Genomic DNA, 23,616 nt, shown 5'->3' on the forward strand with positions numbered 1-23,616 from the left:
AGCCCGGCGGCCCCCGCCGCCCATCCCGCCCAGTTCGTCCGACCTCATGCCGACCCTGCCGATGCGTCCACCGCATCGACGGATATGCCCGCGCCGTCCGCCGAGCCGGACGAGCCCGGAAGTCCGGACGAAGCTGGAAGTCCGGACGAGCCCGGCGGGCCCGAGGAGCCCGACCGTCCGGAGGAACCCGGCACCCGGGAGGGGGTCGGCGGGCCCGACGGCTCCCTCACCCCGGACACCCTTGGCACCTTCGACGTCACGGAAGCCTCCCGCACCTCCGGCGCAGCCGCCGGACCCGCTCTGCCGAGGACAGCTTCGGGAGGTCTGTCGCCGTCCCGTACCGTGAGCCGCCGCAGCATTCCGCGTACCCGGTCGCTCGACTCGTCGGCGGCGTCGATCGCCTCGATGCACTGCCAGTAAAGGCCCTCCTCGTCGGTGGAGCACGCGACCCCGACCAGGGCGATGCCCACATCAGCCAACAGCGCACTCAGCCCGATCAACGTCCTGCGCGCATCAGCCACTTCGGACAGCTGCGCGGCTCTGACCCCACCGCTGCGCACCATCGGGTGGTCGAGCACCCCGCACGCGCGTCCACCGATCTCGCTGAGCCCTCTTGCCTCACCTCTCAACTCCGGCGGTCCGTACGCCGCCAGCCTGCTTCCGATCGCCTGGGCGAGGGCCTGCGCCTGCCACGCCTCCGCCACGATGTCGGGCACTTCACGGCTCTGCGCCAAGGCGTGCCGACTGAGCCCGATGAGCCGCTCCGCGTCCATGTGTACGCCGCCCCCGTTCGTACGACTTACTACCCACTCCGTTATTACCCAGAGTGAAGGTGGTTGAGCCTGAACGCCAGGGGAATTCGGAAATCTGTGGACACCAAGGCCGTTGTGGATAACTCGACAACTCCATAGAGTGACGACGCCCTGATTGCCGGGGTATGAGACCCGCCCCAAGTCACTTCGCCGGGAAGCGAATCTCGTTCCGGTCGATCTTTTCGGAGAGCGCCGCCAGCACGTCGATGCCGAGCACCTCGCAGAACTGCAGCAGATACGCGAGCACATCGGCGACCTCGTCCCGCACCCGGTGCGCAGACTCCTCCTTGTCCATCACCCGGGCCGACTGCTCGGGCGTGAGCCACTGGAAGATCTCGACCAGTTCGGACGCCTCGACGCTCAGCGCCACCGCCAGATTCTTCGGGGTGTGGTACGGCTCCCAGCCCCGCGCCGCCGCGAACTCCGCGAGCCGGCGCTGCAACCCCGCCACATCCAGTCCGTCGTCTTCTCTCGTCACGTCACCAGGTCTACCACCGTCACACCGTCCACTCCGCGCGCATACGACGCGTCGGCGACGGCCCCCACCAGCCGGACATGCCCCCTCGCCGCCATCTCCACGCCCAGTGCGACCAGTTGGCGCGCCTGCCGGGGATCCATGCAACGGTCGAAGCCGTCCGCGAGCACCGTGAGCGCCTGGTAGGCGGCCGGGACCTCGGCGGCCTGGTCCATGGCCAGCACCCCCGGCCCGGTGAGCAGCACCAGGGCGAGGGCCAGATATCTCAACTCGCCCTCGCCGAGCCGCCCCAGGGGGGTCGCGACGCGCGCTGTGCCCCGGCCCAGCAACGCCCGTACCGTCCCGTCGCCCAACTCCTCGACTGCCAGCTCCTCCACCCCGCCCGCGCACCCGACCCGTGCCGCCGCGGCGAGCCGCGCGTGCCGGATGGCGCACTCGCTCCGCGTCCGGTGCAGCACCTCGGCGAGGTTGTCGCAGCCGCGCCGCAGTCGTCCCTCACCCGCGGCGACCGGCTCGCGCATCCGGTGCGGCTGCGGATCGCAGGCGAACACCGACCTCAGCGCGACGACGACCTGCTCGGCGGCCGCAAGCACCTGTAACTGGCCCTGGGTCTTGCCGGCCACGCGCAGCGGCAGCAGCGCCGTGCCCAGCCGGTCGTCCGGGAGCGGTGCGCGCGTGACCGCCGCCGCGCCCGCCGTGTGCCATGCCGCCTGCACCGTGGACCGTCCGGGATCGCGCAGTGCGGTGGCCAGCAGGATCCGTCCGCCGCTGGTCAACCGTTCGCCGACGACACGCAGTTCGGGCTCGGCCTGCACGGCGAGGTCGAGCTGTACGGGACCGGCCGGGCCGTCGACCGTGCAGCCGATCCTGAATCCCCGCCGCCCCTGCCCGTCGGCCCCGGCCGACTCCGGCACACATGCCGAGGGATCGGGGAAGACGCTGTCGAGTTCCTCGCCCGCGCCCAGCCGCGCCAGTGCCTCGTACGCCTGCAGGGCACTCGATTTGCCGCTGCCGCTGGCGCCCGCGAAGAGCGTCAGCGGACCGAGGGGGAAATTAACGCCCCTGTGGGTCCTGAAAGCGGAGAGCCGCAGTTCGGTGACGGTGGGGCGGGCGCTGTTCGCGCCGCTGGACGGCGCGTGTGCGGGTCGGGTGCGTGCGGGCGTGAGCGGGGGGCCTGTGGGGGAGGTCGCGTTCATGATCGGGACGGTACGCAGCGCGCAGCGCGCGGAACCGTTCCCTCTGCGCGACCTTCCTACGAACGGGGGACTGCTGCCGCCGCGATCCCTTCGACCTCCGTGCCGATCGGCGCAAGGAGGAAGACATTCCGGTCGACCCGGTGCATCCCGCTGCCCAGTCCGAAGACGACTCCGCTGCTGAAGTCCAGGATGCGCTTGGCGACTTCGGTGTCGGCGCCGGTGAGATCGAGCAGCACTGGGATCTGCGCGACGAGGTATTCGGCGACCTCGCGCGCGTCGGCGAAGACCTGGACCCGCAGCACGACGAAACGACGCTGCTCGGCCGCCGCGTAGTCCTGCGGAACCGTGCGGTGGTCGACTCGCGAGGGCCACTCGTTACGGCTGCGCAGCGGGACGACCTGGGCCAGGCCCTCCCACTGCTCGTCGGTGACGTCGTACCTCTCGTACCTACTCATGAGCCCCATCCTCGCGCCCCTCACCCGTTCGGCCCAACAGCGACACGGGCGAGTCGGCCATGGATCGATGCGCGCGAATCAGCAGCAGCCCGATGCGGGGTCAGCCCGCGGCCGGATCGGGGACGAGGCCGGCGGCGACCAGGCCCGCGAAGACCGCGTCCCTCATGACCTCGACAGCGGACAGAGGGCGGACCATCACGGTGAACTCCTTGATCAGGCCTGCCTCGTCGAACTGCAGGAGATCGAGGCCGTGGATCTCCTTGCCGTTCACGACAGCCCGGAAGATCAGGATCTCCGAGGGGGTCTCGTCGCCGTCCGTGCTGGTCTGCGCCGTGCCGGCGAGCTGTCCGACATAGCGGAAGTCCTCGAAGGTACGCAGCAGGACACCGAGGAGACCGAGCACCATCGGCCGCCCTTCGAAGGGGGTGAATTTCACCGGGCTGTAGAAGCGGATGTCCTCGGTGAACAGATCCTCCATCGCGCTGAGATCCCGCTTCTCCACGGCGGCGCGGAAGCGTTCGGCAGTCTCCATGATTCCTCCTGATGCCCGTCTTCTTGCCGGGACCGATTACTCAAGAATCTGACTAGTCACTTTCTTGAGTATCATGCGGACAGAGACCGAGGGAAGGGGCTGCCGCGATGGCTTTGCGACATGCCGTGCTGGCGGCGCTGCTGGACGGCGAACACAGCGGCTACCAACTGGCCAAGGCGTTCGACGTCGGCGTCGCGAACTTCTGGCACGCCCTGCCCCAGCAGCTCTACGCCGAGCTGGCCCGGCTGGAGAAGGACGGGCTGGTCACAGGTCGGCAGGTGGTGCAGGAAACCCGGCCCAACAAGCGTCTGTTCACCGTCACCGACGCAGGTCTCGACGAGCTGGAGCAGTTCGCCGCGAGCGCGTCCAAGCCCTCCTTCATCCGCGACGACCTGCTCGTCAAGGTCCAGGCCGCCGACCGCATCGGCACCGGGCCGGTGATCGAACAGCTCGAAGAACGCGCGTCCGTCGCAGCCGCCAAGATCGAGCTTTTCGGCAAGCTTCTGCGGAAGATGCGCGGCGAGATGGACGAGGAGGAGTTCCTGCGCCGGGGCGAGCGGATCGGGCCGTATCTGACCTGTCTGCGCGGTCTGGCCTTCGAGGAGGACAACCGCGCGTGGTGCCTGCGGATCGCGGCCGTTCTGCGCGAACGGCAGCCGGAACGCGCGCAATTGTGAGTCGTACGAGACCGCTCAGGCCGGCCCGCGGCGTTGCGGCGTCGTTGTCCTGGCGTTCCAGCGCCAGTGAACGGTCCAGTGCGCGCTGAGCCTTGGGGTAGTACGACGGGTCCGCGGTGTTCTTGGCCTGCTGTACGTAGTCCACTCCCAGCTCCGCCCAGCCGCCGACATCCCGCGGGAGGCGGCGCAGCCGTTCCTGGAGGGCGCTCACCCGTCGGCCGAGGCTGTCCGCGCACGGACGGCTTCGCCGGCCCGCTGGCTGCAGGCGGCGGGCGGCGGGCGGCGGGCGGCGGGCGGAGAGAGCACAGGAGCCCCCAGTGGGCAGGACGCCGGACAACCGCCGCGCTGCACCCTGGCTGTCCGGGTTTGCGGGCAGAAAAGCACTGGTGGCGTGCGACGTGCTGGAGGGTGTTTGAGCCGCGTGGTTCAGCCAATGGCGGCCGGTCCGCGATGACTTCGCAGATCACAGCGAGGAGGTACCGGCTGTTCGGGGAGCCTTGGACTCACCCGACACGGTCACGCCGGGACTGGGCCGTGTGCGGGCAATCGACCTGCTGCGGCGTGCGCTCATCTGCACGCCACCCGTCAGAAGGGCAGATACATGGGGTCCGCGATCCGGGCCGCGGCGCCCACCGGGCTTGCGGACGGAGGGGACAGGCGCGAATCCGGAGCAGGTGGAGGCTTCGCTCCGCCACCGGGGACCGGGACCAAGTCCGGCTGCGCTGACGGCAGTACACCGCCCTCCGCGCGGGCAGGTCCGGTGACGCGGTGCACCCGGGCAGGCCGTGACGCCACTGGGCGGCGCACAGTACCGTCACACGCACGACGGGAGACTGGAAGAGGAACCCCATGAGCCCGAACGCCGGCGAAACCGTACGCCTGGGGGACGCGGTGCTCACGCGTGCCGCGCAGGCGGGTGACGTCGCTGCCCTGGGTCTGCTGCTGGAGAGACACCGGGCGGGTATGCGCGCCGTGGCGCTGAGCATTCTGGGACCGGGTCCCGACGTCGACGACGTGGTCCAGGACGCGGCGGTGACCGCGCTCCGCCGTGTGGGCGACGTCCGCGACCCGGCGGCCGTAGGCCCATGGCTGCGGATGATCGTGCGCAATGCCGGCCGTTCCTTGTTGCGAGACTCCGTTCCCCTCCAGCCGCTCGACGATCTGCAGGTGCCCTCCACGGAGGCCGGTCCGGAGCGGTGGCTGGAGCACCACGCGATGCGGGACTGGATCTGGGAGGCCATAGAAGAGAAACCGGGGTGGGAGGCGGTGACATAGCGGACCTCGACCGCCCGGTCCGTGAAGAAACGGGAGGCTGAGAACACCTCGTACGGTGCTGCGAAGTCGAGTTCCTCCACCCCGTCGAACATGACGATGTGCACCTTGAAGGGTTTCCCGCCCCCGGCGGTGCTGCTCTCGGCCGCGGAGGCGGCCGGGCCGACTCCCAGTCCGGCGACTCCCGCGACCGCGCCGGTGACGCCGAGGGCGGTCGAGGCCCGGAGCAAGTCCCTTCGGTTCAGGCTCATTCAGTTTTCCTCATCGGTCTGGTTCGGACGGCATGGATCCCGGCCCGCCTTGCATGGTCACTCGAGGCGGGGCGGCCGGGCCTGCCCGCCGGGATCCATGGAAAGCGGGGTCCCCCTCGCCCACACCTGTCCTCACGTTCACCGTTCCAGCGAGCCGCAGCCTCTTCGCAGAAGTCGATGGCGCCAACGCGCGAGTTCCCCACGGAACTTGTGGCACGCGCCACAGCGAGCCTGGCGTGCCAAGACAGTCGGGGCTGACCTGAAGACCGGTTCCCCCCAGCGCGCGCATGTGGAGGCAGCAGCCCCGCACGTATGGCGACGGCTTTTGACGGTCAAGTAGTCGTGGTCACCGGAGCCGGGTCGGGCATCGGCGCCGCGGTCGCGCACGGGTTCGCCGCCGAAGGCGCCACCGTCGTGGTCTCGCGCGGACGCAGGAGAGGTTGAAAAGACCGCCGCGGCGGCTCCTGCCGGAGCGATCGTCCTCGCACGCACCGCCGACCTCACCGTGTCGGACGAGGTCGATGCGGTGATCGCCTCCGCCGTAGCCGATCTGGGGCGCCTTGATGTCCTGGTCAACAACGCGGGGTGCCGTCGTTCGGCAGCCCGGCCCGAGCCTCGCACTTCTCTGCGTTCGCCCGCGTAGCTCAACTCGGGTTGCACGCAGGCTGTCACGGCGCCATGCCTGAGTCGGCGTTCTCACAGCTGAGGGGGCAATTATTGAACGCTGCACAACAGTGGGCTCGAAGAATTTTCTGGTCCAATACCCGCCAAATCTGGACGCGGGCGAAGCAGGAGAGGAAAGATCGTTTCCCCTTTTCCCCACGCCGCTGGGAAATGGTGATGATGGTGCTGCACGAGAAACGGTGTCATTGCCGTCGCCTCATGCTGCTGTCTGGACGGGGGCTTCGGGACTCAGCAACTCAGGGGTGAGCACTCGACAAGCAGTTGCCACGAGGCCTTCCCCTACTACACACCTGATCTGGAGTTGTCATGTCACAGTGGGAACCGTGGTGAGCATGCTCGTCGGGGCAGTTGGCACGGCCACCGCGCTGGGCTCCTCCGACTGCACCGGCCAGACACACAACTGGACCTACAAGGCCAAGCAGGACCTGGTGAACCTGCGCAGCGGTCCAGGTAGTGAGGATGTGACTGAGGTGCAGGCTGACGGTGCAGGAGACCCTGCACTCGGGCCTTCAGCACCTCACGGCCATCTGCTGCCGTCGCGCTGCCCACTGCGCCCCCGCCCGAACCCACGAAGAGGGCCGATCGCGCGACCAGCGTTATTTCCTACACACGGGGTGAATTGAAAGTGCTTCTACCTGACTCATATAGGCCCGGCCCTGACACAGCAGCGTCACGGTTCCCCGCACCACCCTTCTCGTCGGTCGCCGCGTCGCCCGACGAAGTCCCCGCCCGCACGATCGTCCCCGTTACGATCGCAACGCTCCTTCCGGGTGAATCTCCCCGCTCGGAGGGTCCGGACCAGGAGCATGTGGCTCGCCTGGCCGAGGTCGACACCCCCCTACCACCGATCCTCGTCCGCCGGTCCGACATGCGCGTCATCGACGGCATGCACCGGCTCCTGGCTGCCTTGATCCGCGGCCAGACCAGCATTGATGTCGAATTCTTCGAGGGAAGCCCCGCAGACTCCTTCCTTCTGGCGGTTCGGGCCAACATCGCCCACGGCCTCCCACTGTCGCAAGCCGATCGGCGCGCCGCCGCATCCCGGATCATCGCGTCACATCCACAGATGTCCGACCGGGCCATCGCCCGGGCCTCGGGCCTGGGAGCCAAAGCGATAGCGACAATCCGGCGCCGTTCAAGTGACGACCTGCCGCAGTTAAGCGTTCGGATCGGACGCGACGGGCGAGCCCGTCCACTGAACAGCGTTGATGGCCGATGGCGTGCGGCCGAACTCATGGCCGAGAATCCGCACGCCTCGCTGCGTGAAGTGGCCCGGCTCGCGAAGATATCGCCCGCTACCGTGAGCGATGTACGCAAGCGCATCCAGTCCGGCGAACTGCCGGCAACCGTACGGCCTCATGCCGACCAAGACACACCAGAAGCCACGCACCCCACCGAGTCACGGGCAGGTGCCGACGCCGGAGCAGACGCAGCCGTCAGGATGCCCGCGCAGGGCGGGCGCCTGCGGCCCGACCGCAGGGCACGGACGCTTGCACAGGATCCCACAATGGTGCTCGACAAACTCCTACGAGACCCCTCCCTGCGCCTCAAGGAGGAAGGACGACACCTCCTGCGACTCCTGCAACAGAACGCATCGGCGGAGTGGTACCAGCTAACCGAAGCCGTACCGCCGCACTGCGGGGAACTGGTGGGGAGTTTGGCGCGCCAATATGCCGCCACCTGGCTGGAGTTCGCGCAGCATCTGGACGAGCGCAATCGAGCCGTCCCTCAGAGAGCGGCCTACTGATGCTCCGCGCCGACTCCAGCCACCTCCATCCCGCCCTCACACGTACCAAACTGCCCACTGGTTCACCGACTATTGCCAGGAATACGCAAAGTCTTGTATTAGGGGCTGAAGCAAGAGGATAGGTCCTGTCGTACAACGGCGCGTCGGACGTCCACAGTTCGGACCCGACGCGCCTCGGCGCGTACCTCCACTTTCCTGGGCGCACTTGACCTTGCGCTGACACACGCAGTCCGGACCCGTCCGGGATTGATCAGCGCACCCGCCCGGCGCCATGGTGGAGCGCCACGGTCATCGAGTTCCTCTGCATCACCAACGATCTCCTCTCACGAGCACGAGGCAGGTTTCCATGGCCAGGAATGACAACCCGGGCAAGGGCCGGACGGGGCTGCGATCCGACAGCCGATCCCGCACCGCCCCGCGGATCGGGCGGAAAACAATACAGGCCGCCCTCGCCCCCAACGCCCGGTGAGTACCCTCCCTTCCACCGGGACGGCACTCACCTGAGGCAGGTATGACAAAGCAGCCCCGGCTCCCAGCGTGAGTGTCGGCGTCGGCTGAAAAGTGGACCAGTTTGGCCGGGTGAGGGGTGACCCGCTGGTGTCGGTTCAGTCGTTGTCTTTGGCGGTGGGGACGCGTCCGAGCTCGCGTCCTTTCATGCGATAGGAGTCTCCCTTGAGGGAGTGGACCTCCTCGTGGTGGACGAGCCAGTCGATCATGACGGCGGCGACGGTCTCGTCTCCGAAGACCTCTCCCCAGGTCCGAACGGTTTGTTGTTGGTGACGATCACGGACGCGCGTTTGTATCTCTTCGAGACGAGCTGGAAGAACAGGTTCGCGGCCTCGGCATCGAAGGGGATGTATCCCGATCCCACCTCGTCCACCACGAACAGCGGATAGCGGCCGAGCCGGGTGAGCTCGTCGGCCAGGCGGCCGGTGTGGTGGGCCTCCTGCCGAGCCCTTCGCCGCACGCTCGTGCTTCGGCGGCCGGTCCATGGCCGGAGCCCGCTTGACCGTGTTCCTCGAGATCCCCAGATGCCGGGCGATCGCCCGGATCGGCATCCGCTCGGCCCGATGCAGACAGATGTCTGCCCAGTCCTCCACGAGCATCACCCTTCCCTCCTGACCCTGATCACCGCGCAGGGTCTGGCCCCTGCGGGCCAGATACCTGGCTCCGCCGGCGAACGCGGTCAGCTTCGCCTAGGCACTGTCCGATGGCTCGTGTGACTGGGCAGTGATCATGTCGTTCTGGCCTGCGCGAGGCGGGGCGATCTGTCGGATACAGAGTGGATTCGGTTGGAACCACACCTGCCGAAGAACGTGGGGCGGGGCGGGCGTTGGAAGAGCCACCGCAGGGTGCTCAACGGCATTCTCTTCCGTCAGCGGACCGGTATCCCATGGCGAGACCTGCCGCCACGGTTCGGAAAGTGGAAGACGGTGTACGACCGGCATCGCCGCTGGTCGGCGGATGGCACATGGGAACGGATTCTGCAGGCTCTCCAGGCCGATGCCGACGCGGAGGGCCGGATCGACTGGAGCATGGCCAGTGTGGACTCGACCTCATGCAGAGCCCACCAGCACGCCTCGGGCGCCCGTAGGACCACACCGCGCGTTCCGGGCCGGCATGGTCAGCCTGCTCAGCACCGCCCCGACGAGGCGCTGGGTCGTTCCCGAGGCGGACTAACCTGCAAGATCCATCTGGCCAGTGAAGGAGGACTCCGCCCCCTCGCGTTCCTAATTACGCCGGTCCAGTGGGGCGATTCCCCACAACTCATCCCGGTCCTAGAACGCGTCCGCGTTCCGCGGCTGAGCGGCGGACGCCCTCGCACCCGTCCCGACCACTTGGGCGGCGACAAGGCATACAGTTCCCTCCGGAACCGTCGCTACCTGCGGCGACGCCAGATCAAGCACACCATCCCGGAGCCGAAGGACCAGCGGGCCAACCGTCGACGCCGAGGCAGCAACGGCGGTCGCCCGACCGCTTTCGACAAGGACAGGTAAAGGCGCCGCAATGAAGTTGAGCGGACGATCAACGTCCTGAAAACGTTTCGGGCGGTAGCTACCAGTTAAGACAAGCGGGCCTACGTCTTCCACGGAACCGTCACCACCGCAGCCATACGGCTCTGGCTCCGAGCCTGAGCTCGGGGCATACGAGCCATCGAGCAGGGTTCCCGCCTCCGACGATGCATCCGCAGAGTCCACTTGATCAACTGGCTTAGGGTTCCTGCATGACGACCACTTGGTGTCTGGGGCAGATCACCCCGGCCAACTTCGACGTCGCGATCGGTCTGCGGGTTCATCCGGATCAGGAGCACTTGGTCGCGCCAGTCGTGAAATCTCTGGCCGAGGCATATCTCTATCCCGGCATAGCTTGGCCCCGCCTCATCCTTGACGGTGACCGTCCCGTCGGTTTCCTCATGGCCTTCTTCGACATCGACTGGAGGGGCGACGGCACAGGCACCGACATCCGTTCCGGTCTTTGGCGGCTCAACATCACAGACGGCGAGCAAGGTCGAGGTTACGGTCGCTTCGCGGTCGAGTCCGTTGCTGCTGAAATCCGCCGTCGCGGCGGCACCCGCCTGACCACCACCTGGCATCCGGGCACGGGCGGCCCCGAAGGTTTCTACCTCGGGCTCGGATTCCGTCTGACGGGTGAGACCAGCGGAGGCCAAGCAGTCGGCGAGCTGGACTTGCGCTAGGACTCGACCTAGCGGACAGGACCTAAGTCCGGCACGGCACCGTCGACCTGTTCGCCGCCCTGAATATCGCAACCGGCAAGGTGATCACGAAGCTGTCCGCGCAGCACCGGGCCGTGGACTTCCGTGACTCCTCGACGAGATCGACCGCCAGACCGACAAGGGCCTGGCGGTCCACGTGATCTGCGACAATCTCTCCGCCCACAAGGCGCCTGCGGTGCACAAGTGGCTGCTCGCGCATCCCCGTTGCCAGCTGCACCCCCACGTACTCGTCGAAGATCAACCAGGTCGAGCGGTGGTTCGCGGAGCTGGAACGGCGCTGTCTTGAGCGCGGGGTGTTCTGTTCTCTCGACGATCTCAAGGCCGCACTCGAAAACTGGATCAAGGTCTGGAACGACGAGGCCCGGCCGTTCAAGTGGACCAGGACCGCCGACGAGATCCTCGACAGGATCTGCCGCTACTGCTGACGCATCTCTGAACCAGATCACTGGTCCTGTCCGGGCGCGGACAGCTGCTCGCGCTCGGGGTTCAGCAGCTGCATCAGGTGACGTGCCGACTCGTCCCAGGACCACGACTCCTGCGCCCACCGGCGGCCCGCAGCGCCCATCTGCGCCGCCCGTCCCGGGTCGAGCAGCAGCTGGGTCAGTGTGGCGGCGACCGCCTTGGGGTCGGTGCCGTCCACCACCCGGCCCGTACGCCCGTCGAGCACTGCGTCCGGAGCTCCGCCGGAGTCACCGACGACGATGGGCAGGCCGCTGGCGGCCGCCTCCAGGAAGACGATGCCGAGACCCTCCGCCTCCAGGCCGCCCTTGCGCGTCCGGCAGGGCATCGCGAAGACGTCCGCGGCCGCGTAGAACGCCGGGGTCTCGGTGTGGCGCTTACCGCCGACGAACCACACGGCGTCGGCGCCGTGCCGCTCGGCGAGCCCCCGCAGCCGTTCCTCGTCAGGGCCCTGGCCCACAACCAGCAGGACGGCGTCGGGCACCTGGCGGCGGATCAGCGGCATGGCCTCGATCAGCCGGTCCTGCCCCTTGCGCGGCACCAGTCGGGCCACGCTCAGGATGACGCGTTTTCCCTCCAGGCCCAGTTCGGCGCGGAGGGCGGCCCCGGCCGCAGCGTCGGGGCGGTACATCTCCGCGTCCACAGCCGGGACGAGCCGGCTCAGCTCCGCGCGCGGTCCGAGGGCGGGTGCGATGCGGGTGAGCGTGTAGTTGCCGAGGTAGGTGACGACGTCCACGCCGTCGCCTATCCGGCGCATCATCCGGCGGGCGCCGGGTATCTTCGCCCACCAGATCTCATGCCCGTGGGTGGTTGCCACGATGCGCCGTACGCCGCTGTCGCGTAGGGAGGGCGCCATCAGTGCGAGCGGTGCCGCCGCCCCGAACCAGACCCGGTCGCATCCGTGGGCCCGGGCTATCTCGACGGCCCTCTTCGTGACGCGGCCGGTCGGGAGCAGCATGCGGCTGGTATCCCGTACCACGGGGAACGGAAGGCTTCTGTCATAGGCGGTGTCGCCCGGCTCGTGGGAGGTGTAGACAACGACGTTGTCGTCCGGCACCCGCGTGGCCATGGCATGAACGAAGGTCTCGATTCCCCCCTGGCGAGGCGGGAAGTCGTTGGTGATGACAAGGGTGGAGCCCATGGCAGTGCAGGTTCCTTCACTTCGAGGTGATCGGGCGGACGGTGAAGAGGTAGTTCCGGCAGTCATCCGTCACTTCGGAGACCTGGTCCCAACCACCGCTGCGCCAGCGATGCATGGTGTAGTCGAGATATCCCAGGCAGCTGACGAGCTCGGCTGGCTTTACGTCGTACTTCGCGAGGTGGCGGTCCTCGATCTCCAGCAGCAGGGAAGGCCGGTGGCGCAGCAGGGTGCTTCGGGCGCCTGACAGAACGGCCCCCTCGGCCCCCTCGACATCGGCCTTGATGAAGTCGACACGGTCCAGCCGCATGTGGTGGCACAGGCCGTCCACCGTCCGCACCGGCGTGGCCACCGGAACGGCGCGGGGGAACTCGCGGTTGGGGCCCGGTCCGGAAGCGCCCTCGGTGAGGTAGGCGCGTCCGTGGACAGGGAGCAGGCGCCGCCGCGGCAGGCTCATCGTGCCCTCCTGGGCGCGCTCGCCCAGAGCGGTGCGGTGCACGGTGACGTTGCGGCAGCCCAGTGCTCCGGTCATGGTGCGCAGCCACTTGGCGGGCCCGGGGAGCGGCTCGACGCTGTGCACTGCACCGGTCGGCCCGACGAGGTCCGACAGGACCCAGGTGTAGAGGCCGTACTCGGCCCCGATGTCGAGACAGACCGCGCCCGGCGGCACGAACGGCCGCAGGCCCTCTAATTCGTCCTCGACGAACGGGAAGCGCGGCGAGGCCCAGCGCAGCCCACCTGCGACCGCGGACACCCGTATCCCCTGTTGGGGATGGCCGCCACGGACCGGTCCAGGCGGATCCGCCGGAGGAGTTGAGCTGCCCAACATCGAAGGCCCTTTCATTCCCATATGGTCCGCCTAGGGCGATCACCCGCCGCCTCTGCCGTCGTCGGCCGGCCCTGCGCACCACCCGGCTGCTGCCGCGCGGCCTGGCCTGCTCGTACGTACGGAACGCGGTCCAGCAGACGAGCAGGGCCGCCGCGAACGCGGGCAGCCAGGCCAGCCGCGCGAGGCCCCAGCCCGGGTTATCGGGCACCGTGTTGCAGTCCGGGCAGGGGGTCTCCGGCGAGGAAGCCGATGGCGGTCACTGCCGGACGATGTCGGCGCCCTGCGCCCCGGAAGCGGCGCGGGCACAGTCGGCGCTGCCGTAGGAGTGGCAGACGAGGGTGGTTCGGGCCGCAGGCTTGCTGGCACCGAGGTCCCTGAGGAACGAGGTGAGCCCGGAGGCGGCTTCCTCGGCCCGCCCCGAAGTCACCGCGGCCAGGCTCACCGTGGTAGGGGTCTGGTAGCCGAGCCAGGCAACGACGACGGCGCGGTCACCCGAGGCGCGCTGCAAGGACGTGCTGCCACTGCGCAGGCGCCAGTAGTTGTCCACGCTGACCCCGGCGCCCGGCACCATCACGGCGATCCTGTCGGCCGTCGACAGGTCCCCGAAGACCTCGAAGAGGCGGCCCCCGTCGCGGCCGTCGAAGGTGAGCACCTGGCGCCCGGGGGCACGGAACTCGCGCAGCGCCGCAGCTCTCTTGCCGTCACCGTGTGCGGTGGCCGTCCGCTCGGCGGCGACGAGGACCGCGCGGGTGGCGTCATACCGCTCGGAGAGAGCCTGCGCGCTCGCGACGGGGACGGTGCCGGAGGTGGCCGGAACCGGCGCGGGTACCTCCGCGGGCCGGGCGGCGCCGGACACCGGAACGGCCACAGACGCCACGACCAACGCGCTGAGTACAGCGCGGCGCAAGCGGATTCCGCTGAGTCGGGAGGCCATGGCAGGTACTTCCTTCCGTGCCGGGACGACTGTCGTACGTTCTCGCCGATTAGGCTATTGATCACACAGTCGAACTGTCATCACCCCAGGGATGTCATTCCGCAGCACTGGCAGGCCAGAACACATCGCACGGCAGGAATTCGCCTGCCGTGCAGTCAATTTAGGCGGTCGGCCGCATAGCCCGCTCCGCCCGTTACCTCCGGCCATTTCTCAATCCGACGTGCCTGCCGGTGCTTTGATGTGGCAAATCGGGCAAGCCGAGGACCACCGGGAATACGGGTTCATCACTCCGGAGAATGGCGGCGAACAGCGCGGAGCAGGGCCCGGTCGGCGCTAACGCGCAACCGGGCCCTGGTCGTTCTGTGTTTGCCCCCTCCGCTTGGTGTCGCAGCGACGGGTCCCCGCAGCAGCTTCTCCACGACGGTGGCCGGTGGGGGCGGCGGCGCAGGCGTCCTCCGTACGGCCTTCGACCGGACATCCGAGGCCGCTCCGTTCGCACCAGGCACCTCGGCAGCGGCGGGGGGCAGTCCCGAAGCGAGCCTCTTACGGACGTCGCTGACCGTGGCTGGCGAGATGCTGGCGCGCCGTGCGACCACGCAGGGAGGTCATCGGGTTCTCGGTGATGATCTCGGCGGCCCGCCTCCTGCTCTCAGCACTGTTCAACGGGCGGACCTTGCCGTCGAGTCCGACACGGACGACCGGCTGCTGCCCCGGGCAGGCCATCTCCCGCTGGATGCTTGCCACGGTCCGCGCCCGCGAGACCCGCGGCCCGCGCGATGGCCCGGTCCGAGCTCTGGGGGTGGGAGCGGATGATCCGCTCCGCGGCCCTGCGCCGGTCACCATGCGACAGCGGAAGGCCGTGCTTCACATTCGACTCGACGGCGCGCAGGAACGCTTCCTCAGCGATGTCGTCGAAGAAGTCGACCTCGATCGACTCCTAGCCCTTGAGAGTGGCGGCCATCAGTCGGTGTGTTCCGTCGATCACGCGCATCGTGCGGCGGCCGACGAGAATCGGGGGCAGCGGGGCGTCGAGTTCCGCCAGCCTGGCTACCTGGCCGACGTCCTTTCCCCGCGACCGGGGGGGAATCCCCCGAATGAATCTGCCGATGGGAACGGTCACGATGCGCGGGAGGGTATTCCGCTCGCGTGCCGGGGAAGGTGGGACCTGCGACTGCCTCAGTGCCCGCCACATCGGATGGGCGGACGTGGGACTTGCTCAATGTGTTTCACCCCGTTGGATAGCTGGTACATCAGCTGCTCATGTCTGTCACGACCCTGGAGCCGACCGCGGGTAAAGCGTGCGGGCCCCCTCCCGCACCTCGTTCCCGCTCGATCCGGCGCTTGGGCAGCCGTCGGACATGGCTACTCCCGCATCCATGTCGACCGCCCTTTACACCACTATTCCCTCGACCGTCGAAAGTTCACTCCATGTTTTGATCAAATCACAAGCAAATCCATCATCTCCTGCACCCCACAATCCTGTCGATACGTCAAATTCGGCCTACGCGCGGATGCCGACCGGACTCTGCGGAATACCGGCGTCCCCGCCCACGATGCGGATGGTCTCATTCGCCCGTGACGCACGTAGCGCACATAACGCGCACCGGGTAAAGATGCAGATCAGACGCCCTTTACGGCGGGCCCAAGGATCGCGACACACTCAACATGATGGGTCCGCCGCATCTGGTCGCCGAGGTGGCCGAGGCCATCCCCGGCAGTTACTTCGTGGAGTTCCCCGACAGCGGGCACCTCGGGAACCTGGAGCGTCCCAAGGCCGTGAACGCGGCGATCGTCGACTTCTTCGCTACGCACTGACCGGACCGGTCCGCGCCGACCGGTCCGCGCTCGACGTACGGGCGCGACGCCCAGGGCGCCGGCCCGTGAGAGCGGTGACGGGGGACACCAGGGCTCACGGGCCGGCTCCGGGCCGGACGCCTACAGGTACTGCGCGTCGCGCGGCACCTGGGCGGTGGTCGTGACAGCAATCTAGAAGATGGGGCGACGGCGGCACCTCCCTCCACCGATGTATCCGTCCGCGGCCGTCATCCTGCGGATGTACGCGGCCCCCGTACGCCGCCCCGGCGGGCGGGTCGGAGAAGGGTCGGCGTTTCCGGCGCCGTTCAAGTGACGCGGGACCTCAGTTGAACGTCAGGTTTCGGCCCCGGCGTGCGGAATTAGCGGCGAAATGCTGGATTCGACCGACGCCGTCCGGCAGTTGAACACTCGCACCGGCCGGGCGGCAACCTGACCTCGTGGCCGAACGGCGCGAAACGGAGCGAAAGGCGACTGCTCGACGCATTCACGCCATCCCGAACGTTGATCATCCACACGCACTCGAGTCATCCTGGCCCTGGAGAGCGCCCATGCGCGCCGAGGCGCGTGTTTCGCCAATCGTTGGATCTCGAAGAGAGGGTGGGGATCAGATGGCTGAGGAGCCGTTGTTTCTGCGTTCGAAGGCCATTGTGGAGCCGTTGGTTGACCGGTTCTTCGCGTGGCCGCATACGCTGGCGCCGGTGCAGGCGGCGATGAATCTGGCGTTTTTGCAGGTGCCGATGCTGGAGTCGTATCTGCAGTCCCCGAAGGTGCATGTCGCGGCGAGTAACAATCCTGAGCTGCGGGGTGGGTATTTCATCAACATTCCGGAGGAGCGTGCCGATGAGGTGCGTGATCTTCTGGAGGGGATCAAGCGGGACCGGGCGGACATGCTGCGGTTCGCGGAGGCGATCGCCGCGGGTCAGGAGATCCTGCGGGCGAACGCGACGGGGTTCGATCTGACGCCGTTGTATCCGAAGATGCCGGCGGAGCTGCACGGTCTGGTGGAGCTGGCGTACGACACGGACAACCAGGCGCAGATGCGGTTCATGGAGCCGCTGGTCTACAAGGGCAGTGTGTATTCCGAGGCGCGGCAGTCGGTGCAGCTGTCGTTGGAGCCGGGGTATGAGCGTCCGTTCATTCTGAGTACGCCGCGGCTGCCGTCGCCGGATGTGCTGGAGCTGGCGGTGCCGTTCCGTCACGCGGGTCTGGAGGAGCTGTTCAAGGCGCGGGTGATTCCGGCGACGCTGTCGCATCTGCGGGAGGCGCTGGGGCTGGACGATGCGCAGGCCAAGCAGTTGTCGGGGCTGCTGACGGACCGTCCCAGCGGTGCGCCGGACCGGCACATCGAGGGGGGCGGGCGGATCCGGTACTTCGGGCACGCGTGTCTGGTGATGCAGACGCCCGAGGCGGCGATCGTGACGGACCCGTTCATCAGTGCGGACAGTTCCGCTGGTGACCGGTACACGCTGGATGATCTGCCTGATTTCATCGATCTGGTGCTGATCACGCACGGGCATCAGGACCACATCGTGCTGGAGACGCTGCTGCAGCTGCGCGGTCGGGTCGGTGCGATCGTGGTGCCGCGTTCTTCGCGCGGGAACCTGTCGGACCCGTCGATGGCCCTGATGCTGCGGCAGCAGGGTTTCCCGGTCGTCGAGGTCGATGATTTCGACGAGGTGGAGTTCCCGGGCGGGAAGGTCGCGGCGACGCCGTTCCTGGGTGAGCACTGTGATCTGGACATCCGGGCGAAGTCCACTTTCTGGGTGGAGCTCGCGGGTAAGAAGGTGTTCGTCGGGGCGGATTCCTCGGGTATCGACCCGATGCTGTACCGGCGGATCAAGGGTCATCTGGGGACGGCTGACATCGCGTTCCTGGGAATGGAGTGTGATGGTGCGCCGCTGACGTGGCTGTACCAGGCGCTGCTGACGATCCCGGTGTCGAAGAAGCTGAGCAATTCACGGAAGCTGTCGGGGTCGAACGCGGAACAGGCCGCGGCGATCATGACGGAACTCGGTGCGCACGAGGCGTATGTGTACGCGATGGGTGAAGAGCCCTGGCTGGGACACGTAATGGCGACGACTTACACCGAGGACACGTACCAGATCAAGCAGATCGAAGAATTCATGACCTGGTGCAAGGACCGGGACATCAAGGCCGGTCACCTCTACCGCCAGCAGGAATGGCGCTGGTAGTCCGGCCCAGGAAACCCGACAGGCCCCTGACCCCCTCTTCGTTCCCGTTCTCCAGGAGTTACCCATGGCTGTGCGAGACGTAGCGTATGTCGAGTTGTACACGAAGGATAAAATATCGACTGTCGATCATCTCGTATCGGCCATGGGCTTCACCCGGGTCGCCGACTCGGTCGAAGTGGACCGGAGTTCCGTGCTGCTTCGGCAGGGTGAGGTCCTCCTGGTCGTCACCTCCGGCTGGGGGACGTGGAAGTTCCTCGACGATCACGGAGACGGGATCGCCGACATCGCCGTGGCGTGCGAGGACGTGCCGACGACCCGAGACGCCGCGCTGAAGGCAGGCGCGAACGTGACGACGTCCCCGCAGGGGAACCCGGTCGTGCCCGCCTTCGGCGGGGTCCACCACACCCTGGTGCCGGTTCCCGCCCGAGCGGGCGACGCCCTGCCCGCGGGCCGCCGGTGGACCCCCACTCCCGGGGCGCCGGCCGTGCCGGGCGGGCGGGTGCGGCTGCTCGACCACATCGCGGTCCATCTCGCGCGGGACGGCTTCGCGGACTACGCCGCCTTCTGCCACGAGGTCTTCGGATTCTCACGATCCTCCCCCGAACGCCTCGGCCTCGGGGACCGGGTCATGGACTCGGTCATCGTCCGCGGTGCTTCCCGGAGCGCCGCCTTCGTACTGACGACGGTGGCCGACGGGCCCGGGTTCGGTGAACCGGACGTCTTCCTCGACAGGAACGACGGTCCCGGCGTCCAGCGCCTGGCGTTCCTCGTCGACGACGTCCTGTCCACCACCCGGGAGTTCGGGGAGCTGGGCGTGCGCTTCCTTCACGCCGGGAGCGCCGGGGATGCCCCCGCGGCCGGCCTGCCGGAGGATGAACTCGCCGCGCTGCGGGCCGCGGACGTGGCGGTCCACCACGACGGGCGGGGACTGCTCATGGAGTCCTTCAGCCGCTCACCCTTCGAGCGCGAGACGCTCTCCTTCCAACTCGTACAGCGCCTCGGCGCCCAGGGGTTCGGCGCGGCGGGTGTCCGGGCGCAGTACGATGCCCTGGACGAGGCGGTCAACCCCGCCCGCTGACCCCCATCGACCCCCGGTGACCTGCGCGCCTCCTGCCGCCTCAGCGGCCGGAGGCCACTGGTCCGCATCGCACGACGCATCTGTGAGTGGCGTGGCGGTGTGGTCCACAATATTGGACGTGATGAGTACGCAGGACGGTGGAGGGCTCTCGGCAGTGGGTCGTCGCGCGGACGCGGCGTTGCGCGCTGTCATCGTCGATGATCAGGCATTGGTGCGCACCGGGTTCCGCATGCTCTTGATGGCGGACGGGATCAAGGTGGTCGGCGAGGCGTCCACCGGCGGCGAAGCGGTCGCGGTGGTGCGTCGCACCCGGCCCAACGTGGTGCTGATGGACATCCGGATGCCGGAGATGGACGGCATTGAGGCGACCCGGCGGATCGTCGCCGACGCGGCGTGCGACACCCGCGTCATCATTCTGACCACCTACGACCTCGACGAGTACGTGTACGCCGCGCTGTCGGCCGGAGCGAGCGGCTTCCTGCTGAAGGACGTCACCCCCGAGCACCTGACGGCCGCGGTGCGTCTGGTCCAGGCGAGCGACGCCCTGCTGGCGCCGAACATCACGCGCCGCCTGATCGAGCGTTTCGCTCCGCGGACCTCGGTGAAGGTCGCGGTGCACCGGGACCTGTCCGAACTGACGCCGCGCGAACTGGAAGTGCTGCGCCTGCTGGCCACCGGCCTGAGCAACGCCGAGCTGGCGGACCACCTGACCCTCAGCGCCGCGACGGTGAAGACCCACGTCGCGCGGATCCTGTCCAAACTGGGGCTCCGTGACCGCGTCCAGGCGGTCGTGCTGGCCTACGAGACCGGCTTGATCTCCCCGGGTGAGCAGCCCGAACCCCGCTGACCGGGTCCGGGCCGGTCCGGCCTTCGAGGTCCCCCGCCCTTCCCGTCACCCCAGTTGAGGACACCGTATGATCCGCGTGCTGATCGCCGACGGCCAGAGGCTGGTCCGCCAGGGCTTCACGGTGCTGCTGAACTGCGAGCCAGACATCGAGGTCGTGGGCCAGGCGGTGGACGGCGACGACGCCGTCGCCAAGGTCGCCGAGCTGTCGCCCGACGTGGTGCTGATGGACATACGCATGCCCGGGATCAGCGCCATCGAGGCGACCCGGCGGATCACGGCGTCGCCCGAGGTCACCTCCAGGGTCCTCGTGCTGACGACCTTCGCCCTGGACGAGTACGTCTAAGAGGCTCCCCGGGCCGGCGCGTCCGGGTTCCTGCTCAAGGACGGCTCCGTCGAAGAACTCGCCCGTGGGGTACGGGTGGTGGCTGCGGGTGACACCCTGCTCGCGCCGGACGTCACCCGGCGTCTGATCACGGACTTCTCCCGCGTGACCGACGATCACCGCCCGATGGTGAAGGGCCGCTCCGGCAACCTGACGGAACGGGAGACCGAAGTACTGGGTCTCATCGCGCACGGTCTGACGAACACGGAGATCGCCGAACGTCTGGTGGTCGCGGAGCAGACCTTTCAAAACCCATGTGAGCAGGACCCTGGTCAAGCAGAACCTTCGCGACCGGACCCAGGCGGCGATCTACGCGTACGAAACGGGGCTGATGAGGCCGGGCGGCCGCTGAGGCTCCCCGGATCGTGCCCAGTGCGCCGGCTGTTGCCGTAGCTGTAGCGGTCGCCGGTGCTGTAGCGGGTTGCGGTTACGGCGGGCGGCCTCAGGCCCGGCCGAGAACGACGACCGCGTTGTGCCCGCCGAAGCCGAAGGAGTTGCTGACGGCGACCGGCACGGCCGCGTGCCGCGGAGCCGAGTGGACGATGTCGATGTCGGCGATGTCCGCGCCGGGCGCCCGGAAGTTGGCGGTGGGCGGGATCACCGAATCCCCGATCGACAGGGCGGTGAACGCGGCCTCGACCGCTCCAGCCGCCCCCAGCATGTGGCCGGTCACGCCCTTGGTGGAGGTGACCGCGGCGCCGCGGCCGAAGACCCGCTCGATCATGCGCGCCTCGACGGCGTCGCCCTGCGGGGTGCTCGTCGCGTGGGCGTTGACGAGGGACACGTCCGACGCGGCGACCCCAGCATCCTGGAGCGCCTGGCGCAGGGCCAGCTCCGCGTAACGGCCGTCGGGGTCGGGCGAGGTCAGGTGGTGGGCGTCCGAGGAGGCTCCGTAGCCGAGCAGTCCCGCATACGGGCGCCGACCCCGCGCTTCGGCGCTCTCCGCGCGCTCCAGGACCAGTACGGCCGCGCCTTCGCCCACGACGAAGCCGTCGCGGTGTTCGTCGAAGGGCCGGGAAGCGGCGGAGGGGTCCTCGCAGCGGCGCGACAGCGCCTTCAGCCGGTCGAAGGCCGTGGTCACCAGGGGGGTCACGGCGGCTTCGGTGCCACCGGCCAGCACTACGTCGCAGCGGCCCGACCGCAGCAGGTCCAGGGCGAAACCCAGGGCCGTGGTGCCCGCCGCGCACGCGGTGGAGAGGGTGAGGGAAGGCCCATGCAAGCCGAGGTCCATGGCCACCGAACCCGCCGCGATGTTGCTGATGGCCTTCGGGACGGTGAGCGGGTTCACGGTGCGCGGGCCCTTGTCCCGCAGCCGCTGTCCCTGCTTCTCCCACGTTCCCTGACCGCCGACCGCGGTGCCGAGGACGACACCGACCCTGGCCGGATCCCAGGAGCCGTCGGCCGGCGCCGCGTCGGCGACGGCAGCGCGGGCCGCGGCGACCGCGAACTGGGCGAAGGGGTCCATGCGGCGGGAGTCGCTGCCGAACACCTCCTGCGGATCGAAGCCGGTCACGGCGCTGCTGAACGTGACACCCAGGCCCGACAGGCGGGGATCGGCCGCGGCCGTGGGGCGCCCCGCGCGGGCGGTCTCCCAGGCCGTAGCGGTGTCCGCGCCCGCCGGGGTGACCATGCCGATGCCGCTGATCACGACATCGGGATGGCGGAATCCGTGACCCGTCATGCCGGGAGGACCGCCCCACTGGCCTCCAGCAACTCGGACAGTTCCCCCACGGTCGTATCGGCGCTCAGGTCCTCCTCGATGGTGACACCGAGTTCGTCCTCGAGCTGTGCGCTGAGTTCCGCCAGGGACAGCGAGTCCACCTCCAGTTCCTTGAAGGAACGGGTGGGCTGAATGTCACCGGACACTTTGTAAACGGCTCCGAGGACGTGTGAGAGGTAGTCGACGAACATAGCGGATTCCCTTCGTTCGGATCGCATGGACCTTTTGGATCCCATTGATCACGCTCCATTAAATTTCTGAACGCACGGCCGTCAGCTGCGGCCATGTCAATGCGACGGATCCCCAGGTCAATCCGCCGCCAAAAGCGGTGAGTACCGTCCGGGCCCCGGCCTGGAGCCGCCCGCCGGCCAGCGCGTCGGCCAGCGCGAGCGGAATGGAGGCGGCCGCCGTGTTGCCGGTGCGGGCCAGTTCGCACACCGCGGCGTGCGGCGGTACGCCGAGCCGGTCCGCGACCGCCTGGATGATGCGGGCGTTCGCCTGGTGCGGCACGAGAGCACCGACACTTTCCGGTGTCCAGGCACAGTCCTTCATGACCCGCAGCGCCGAATTCGTCATCTGCTCGACGGCCCGCAGGTACACTTTCCGGCCAGCCATGGTGAACCAGCGTTCCGCATCCGGCTGTTCGCGCGCTCCGGGTACGTGGATCAGGTCCTTGCCCGAGCCGTCGCTGCCGAGGTCGAACGCGAGCAGGGCGCCATGCTCCCGGGAAGAACCGCGGCGCAGCACTACTGCGCCCGCGCCGTCGCCGAAGATCACAGCCGTGTCCCGGTCCGTGGGATCGACGATACGGGAGTAGGTCTCGGCTGCGACCACCAGGACTCTGTCCGCGATACCGCTCGTGATCAGCCCCGCGGCGGTCGCCACGGAGTAGACGAAACCGCTGCACACGGCTGAGACGTCGAAGGCGGGGACCGTGTCGAGCCCCAGGCGGTGCGCGATCTCCGGGGCGGCGGCCGGCATCGGGCGGTCCGGTGTGGTGGTGGCCAGGATCAGGGCGTCCACCGTGTCCCGGCCGGCCGACCGCAGCGCGTTGGCCCCGGCCTCGCACGCGAGATCCCGTGTGGAGACGTCGGGTCCGACCCGGCGCCGTGCGGCGATGCCGGTGCGCGTAAGGATCCACTCGTCGCTGCTGTCGAGGTCCCGGGCCAGCGTGTCATTGTCGAATTCACCGGTCGGCAGACACGTGCCGAGACCTTCGACAACGGCAGCGGGGCGATTTTCCCATTTCTCCGGGGCCGCCGCTGTTAATTCTGATGTGTACATCGTTGACGGCCCCCTGAAGTTCTCATCATCCGCAGGCAACAGAACGCCCGTGTACTGTCACGGAGTTCGACGCGGAGTGACCTTACATGGGCCAGAAAGAACG

The 23,616-nt window shown here is 68.4% G+C and carries 22 protein-coding genes and 6 pseudogenes; 13 read left to right on the top strand and 15 right to left on the bottom strand.

The window, feature by feature from the left end; all coding sequences use genetic code 11:
* Positions 1 to 278 precede the first annotated feature (278 nt).
* The 5 genes and pseudogenes from OHA61_RS08670 to OHA61_RS08690 all read right to left on the bottom strand — a co-directional run.
* Positions 279 to 773, bottom strand: a pseudogene (locus OHA61_RS08670) (DUF6099 family protein); the annotation flags it as partial.
* A gap of 181 nt (positions 774 to 954) precedes the next feature.
* Complete coding sequence (locus OHA61_RS08675) at positions 955 to 1,290, bottom strand: nucleotide pyrophosphohydrolase (protein ID WP_324978020.1); 336 nt, start codon at positions 1,288 to 1,290, stop codon at positions 955 to 957.
* Complete coding sequence (locus OHA61_RS08680; protein ID WP_406302552.1) at positions 1,287 to 2,483, bottom strand: ATP-binding protein; 1,197 nt, start codon at positions 2,481 to 2,483, stop codon at positions 1,287 to 1,289. The genes OHA61_RS08675 and OHA61_RS08680 overlap by 4 nt, the downstream gene beginning before the upstream one ends.
* A 56-nt stretch (positions 2,484 to 2,539) precedes the next feature.
* On the bottom strand, positions 2,540 to 2,938 hold the full coding sequence (locus OHA61_RS08685) for a cell division protein SepF (protein WP_142213204.1): 399 nt from the start codon (positions 2,936 to 2,938) through the stop codon (positions 2,540 to 2,542).
* A 100-nt stretch (positions 2,939 to 3,038) separates the two neighbouring features.
* Positions 3,039 to 3,470: a nuclear transport factor 2 family protein gene (locus OHA61_RS08690; RefSeq protein WP_324978014.1), complete on the bottom strand. Its 432-nt coding sequence runs from the start codon at positions 3,468 to 3,470 to the stop codon at positions 3,039 to 3,041.
* A gap of 107 nt (positions 3,471 to 3,577) precedes the next feature.
* Here OHA61_RS08690 and OHA61_RS08695 point away from each other — a divergent pair, with 107 nt between their 5' ends.
* From OHA61_RS08695 to OHA61_RS08715, 5 genes and pseudogenes are all read left to right on the top strand, one after another.
* Positions 3,578 to 4,147: a PadR family transcriptional regulator gene (locus tag OHA61_RS08695; RefSeq protein ID WP_406302553.1), complete on the top strand. Its 570-nt coding sequence runs from the start codon at positions 3,578 to 3,580 to the stop codon at positions 4,145 to 4,147.
* Positions 4,148 to 4,996: 849 nt separating this feature from the next.
* Positions 4,997 to 5,392, top strand: a pseudogene (locus tag OHA61_RS08700) (RNA polymerase sigma factor); the annotation flags it as partial.
* A 590-nt stretch (positions 5,393 to 5,982) separates the two neighbouring features.
* Positions 5,983 to 6,114 (top strand): SDR family NAD(P)-dependent oxidoreductase, encoded by a 132-nt coding sequence (locus OHA61_RS08705; protein WP_406302554.1) that lies wholly within the window; start codon positions 5,983 to 5,985, stop codon positions 6,112 to 6,114.
* A gap of 31 nt (positions 6,115 to 6,145) precedes the next feature.
* Positions 6,146 to 6,313 carry an SDR family NAD(P)-dependent oxidoreductase gene (locus OHA61_RS08710; RefSeq protein WP_406307303.1) on the top strand — a complete coding sequence of 56 codons (168 nt, stop codon included), beginning with the start codon at positions 6,146 to 6,148 and terminating at the stop codon, positions 6,311 to 6,313.
* A gap of 849 nt (positions 6,314 to 7,162) precedes the next feature.
* Positions 7,163 to 8,101 carry a transcriptional regulator gene (locus OHA61_RS08715; protein ID WP_406302555.1) on the top strand — a complete coding sequence of 313 codons (939 nt, stop codon included), beginning with the start codon at positions 7,163 to 7,165 and terminating at the stop codon, positions 8,099 to 8,101.
* A 605-nt stretch (positions 8,102 to 8,706) separates the two neighbouring features.
* On the opposite strand, the pseudogene OHA61_RS08720 reads toward OHA61_RS08715, so the two are convergent.
* Positions 8,707 to 9,068, bottom strand: a pseudogene (locus OHA61_RS08720) (ATP-binding protein).
* Positions 9,052 to 9,210, bottom strand: a pseudogene (locus OHA61_RS08725) (helix-turn-helix domain-containing protein); the annotation flags it as partial. The pseudogenes OHA61_RS08725 and OHA61_RS08720, both read right to left, overlap by 17 nt.
* Before the next feature lie 135 nt (positions 9,211 to 9,345).
* Between OHA61_RS08725 and OHA61_RS08730 the strand changes: the two are divergent.
* The 3 genes and pseudogenes from OHA61_RS08730 to OHA61_RS08740 all read left to right on the top strand — a co-directional run bounded on the left by OHA61_RS08730 (position 9,346) and on the right by OHA61_RS08740 (position 11,260).
* Positions 9,346 to 10,236 (top strand): annotated as a pseudogene (locus tag OHA61_RS08730) (IS5 family transposase).
* An 89-nt stretch (positions 10,237 to 10,325) separates the two neighbouring features.
* Positions 10,326 to 10,796: a GNAT family N-acetyltransferase gene (locus OHA61_RS08735; RefSeq protein WP_406302556.1), complete on the top strand. Its 471-nt coding sequence runs from the start codon at positions 10,326 to 10,328 to the stop codon at positions 10,794 to 10,796.
* A 332-nt stretch (positions 10,797 to 11,128) separates the two neighbouring features.
* On the top strand, positions 11,129 to 11,260 hold the full coding sequence (locus OHA61_RS08740; protein WP_406302557.1) for a hypothetical protein: 132 nt from the start codon (positions 11,129 to 11,131) through the stop codon (positions 11,258 to 11,260).
* Positions 11,261 to 11,277: 17 nt separating this feature from the next.
* On the opposite strand, the gene OHA61_RS08745 is transcribed toward OHA61_RS08740, so the two are convergent.
* The 5 genes from OHA61_RS08745 to OHA61_RS08765 all read right to left on the bottom strand — a co-directional run bounded on the left by OHA61_RS08745 (position 11,278) and on the right by OHA61_RS08765 (position 15,315).
* Complete coding sequence (locus tag OHA61_RS08745; RefSeq protein WP_406302558.1) at positions 11,278 to 12,435, bottom strand: glycosyltransferase family 4 protein; 1,158 nt, start codon at positions 12,433 to 12,435, stop codon at positions 11,278 to 11,280.
* 16 nt (positions 12,436 to 12,451) lie between these two features.
* Entirely contained in the window at positions 12,452 to 13,186 is a 735-nt protein-coding gene (locus OHA61_RS08750) for an FkbM family methyltransferase (RefSeq protein WP_406302559.1), read from the bottom strand.
* A 331-nt stretch (positions 13,187 to 13,517) separates the two neighbouring features.
* Complete coding sequence (locus tag OHA61_RS08755) at positions 13,518 to 14,195, bottom strand: alpha/beta hydrolase (protein WP_406302560.1); 678 nt, start codon at positions 14,193 to 14,195, stop codon at positions 13,518 to 13,520.
* Between the two features lie 543 nt (positions 14,196 to 14,738).
* Positions 14,739 to 14,939: a hypothetical protein gene (locus OHA61_RS08760; RefSeq protein WP_406302561.1), complete on the bottom strand. Its 201-nt coding sequence runs from the start codon at positions 14,937 to 14,939 to the stop codon at positions 14,739 to 14,741.
* Between the two features lie 193 nt (positions 14,940 to 15,132).
* Positions 15,133 to 15,315, bottom strand: coding sequence for a hypothetical protein (locus OHA61_RS08765; protein ID WP_406302562.1), 183 nt, complete (start codon positions 15,313 to 15,315; stop codon positions 15,133 to 15,135).
* 545 nt (positions 15,316 to 15,860) lie between these two features.
* Between OHA61_RS08765 and OHA61_RS08770 the strand changes: the two genes are divergently transcribed.
* From OHA61_RS08770 to OHA61_RS08790, 5 genes and pseudogenes are all read left to right on the top strand, one after another.
* Entirely contained in the window at positions 15,861 to 16,010 is a 150-nt protein-coding gene (locus tag OHA61_RS08770; protein ID WP_406302563.1) for an alpha/beta fold hydrolase, read from the top strand.
* A 608-nt stretch (positions 16,011 to 16,618) separates the two neighbouring features.
* Positions 16,619 to 18,202 carry an MBL fold metallo-hydrolase gene (locus tag OHA61_RS08775; protein ID WP_406302564.1) on the top strand — a complete coding sequence of 528 codons (1,584 nt, stop codon included), beginning with the start codon at positions 16,619 to 16,621 and terminating at the stop codon, positions 18,200 to 18,202.
* 64 nt (positions 18,203 to 18,266) lie between these two features.
* Positions 18,267 to 19,280 carry a 4-hydroxyphenylpyruvate dioxygenase gene (locus tag OHA61_RS08780; protein ID WP_406302565.1) on the top strand — a complete coding sequence of 338 codons (1,014 nt, stop codon included), beginning with the start codon at positions 18,267 to 18,269 and terminating at the stop codon, positions 19,278 to 19,280.
* Between the two features lie 121 nt (positions 19,281 to 19,401).
* Positions 19,402 to 20,127, top strand: a complete 726-nt coding sequence (locus OHA61_RS08785) for a response regulator (RefSeq protein WP_406307304.1) — start codon at positions 19,402 to 19,404, stop codon at positions 20,125 to 20,127.
* 67 nt (positions 20,128 to 20,194) lie between these two features.
* A pseudogene (locus OHA61_RS08790) lies at positions 20,195 to 20,861 on the top strand (response regulator).
* 90 nt (positions 20,862 to 20,951) lie between these two features.
* On the opposite strand, the gene OHA61_RS08795 reads toward OHA61_RS08790, so the two are convergent.
* From OHA61_RS08795 to OHA61_RS08805, 3 genes are read right to left on the bottom strand one after another with little or no spacing between them, the layout of a single operon-like run.
* Entirely contained in the window at positions 20,952 to 22,190 is a 1,239-nt protein-coding gene (locus tag OHA61_RS08795; protein ID WP_406302566.1) for a beta-ketoacyl-[acyl-carrier-protein] synthase family protein, read from the bottom strand.
* The gene (locus OHA61_RS08800; RefSeq protein ID WP_406302567.1) at positions 22,187 to 22,420 is read right to left on the bottom strand and encodes an acyl carrier protein; all 234 of its coding nucleotides are present in this window, start codon (positions 22,418 to 22,420) and stop codon (positions 22,187 to 22,189) included. Before OHA61_RS08800 ends, OHA61_RS08795 begins: the two co-directional genes overlap by 4 nt.
* 58 nt (positions 22,421 to 22,478) lie before the next feature.
* Positions 22,479 to 23,513 carry a beta-ketoacyl-ACP synthase III gene (locus OHA61_RS08805; RefSeq protein ID WP_406302568.1) on the bottom strand — a complete coding sequence of 345 codons (1,035 nt, stop codon included), beginning with the start codon at positions 23,511 to 23,513 and terminating at the stop codon, positions 22,479 to 22,481.
* Between the last annotated feature and the right edge of the window lie 103 nt (positions 23,514 to 23,616).

The sequence above is a fragment of the Streptomyces sp. NBC_00885 genome (genome assembly GCF_045207475.1).
Lineage (GTDB): Bacteria > Actinomycetota > Actinomycetes > Streptomycetales > Streptomycetaceae > Streptomyces.

Bases quoted from the DNA above. Each gene is read 5' to 3' on its own strand.
- OHA61_RS08795 (WP_406302566.1), bottom strand. From the start codon at position 22,190: ATGACGGGTCACGGATTCCGCCATCCCGATGTCGTGATCAGCGGCATC.
- OHA61_RS08805 (WP_406302568.1), bottom strand. From the start codon at position 23,513: ATGTACACATCAGAATTAACAGCGGCGGCCCCGGAGAAATGGGAAAAT.
- OHA61_RS08690 (WP_324978014.1), bottom strand. From the start codon at position 3,470: ATGGAGACTGCCGAACGCTTCCGCGCCGCCGTGGAGAAGCGGGATCTC.
- OHA61_RS08735 (WP_406302556.1), top strand. From the start codon at position 10,326: ATGACGACCACTTGGTGTCTGGGGCAGATCACCCCGGCCAACTTCGAC.
- OHA61_RS08745 (WP_406302558.1), bottom strand. From the start codon at position 12,435: ATGGGCTCCACCCTTGTCATCACCAACGACTTCCCGCCTCGCCAGGGG.
- OHA61_RS08755 (WP_406302560.1), bottom strand. From the start codon at position 14,195: ATGGCCTCCCGACTCAGCGGAATCCGCTTGCGCCGCGCTGTACTCAGC.
- OHA61_RS08680 (WP_406302552.1), bottom strand. From the start codon at position 2,483: ATGAACGCGACCTCCCCCACAGGCCCCCCGCTCACGCCCGCACGCACC.
- OHA61_RS08785 (WP_406307304.1), top strand. From the start codon at position 19,402: ATGAGTACGCAGGACGGTGGAGGGCTCTCGGCAGTGGGTCGTCGCGCG.
- OHA61_RS08705 (WP_406302554.1), top strand. From the start codon at position 5,983: ATGGCGACGGCTTTTGACGGTCAAGTAGTCGTGGTCACCGGAGCCGGG.
- OHA61_RS08695 (WP_406302553.1), top strand. From the start codon at position 3,578: ATGGCTTTGCGACATGCCGTGCTGGCGGCGCTGCTGGACGGCGAACAC.
- OHA61_RS08800 (WP_406302567.1), bottom strand. From the start codon at position 22,420: ATGTTCGTCGACTACCTCTCACACGTCCTCGGAGCCGTTTACAAAGTG.
- OHA61_RS08775 (WP_406302564.1), top strand. From the start codon at position 16,619: ATGGCTGAGGAGCCGTTGTTTCTGCGTTCGAAGGCCATTGTGGAGCCG.
- OHA61_RS08770 (WP_406302563.1), top strand. From the start codon at position 15,861: ATGATGGGTCCGCCGCATCTGGTCGCCGAGGTGGCCGAGGCCATCCCC.
- OHA61_RS08780 (WP_406302565.1), top strand. From the start codon at position 18,267: ATGGCTGTGCGAGACGTAGCGTATGTCGAGTTGTACACGAAGGATAAA.
- OHA61_RS08685 (WP_142213204.1), bottom strand. From the start codon at position 2,938: ATGAGTAGGTACGAGAGGTACGACGTCACCGACGAGCAGTGGGAGGGC.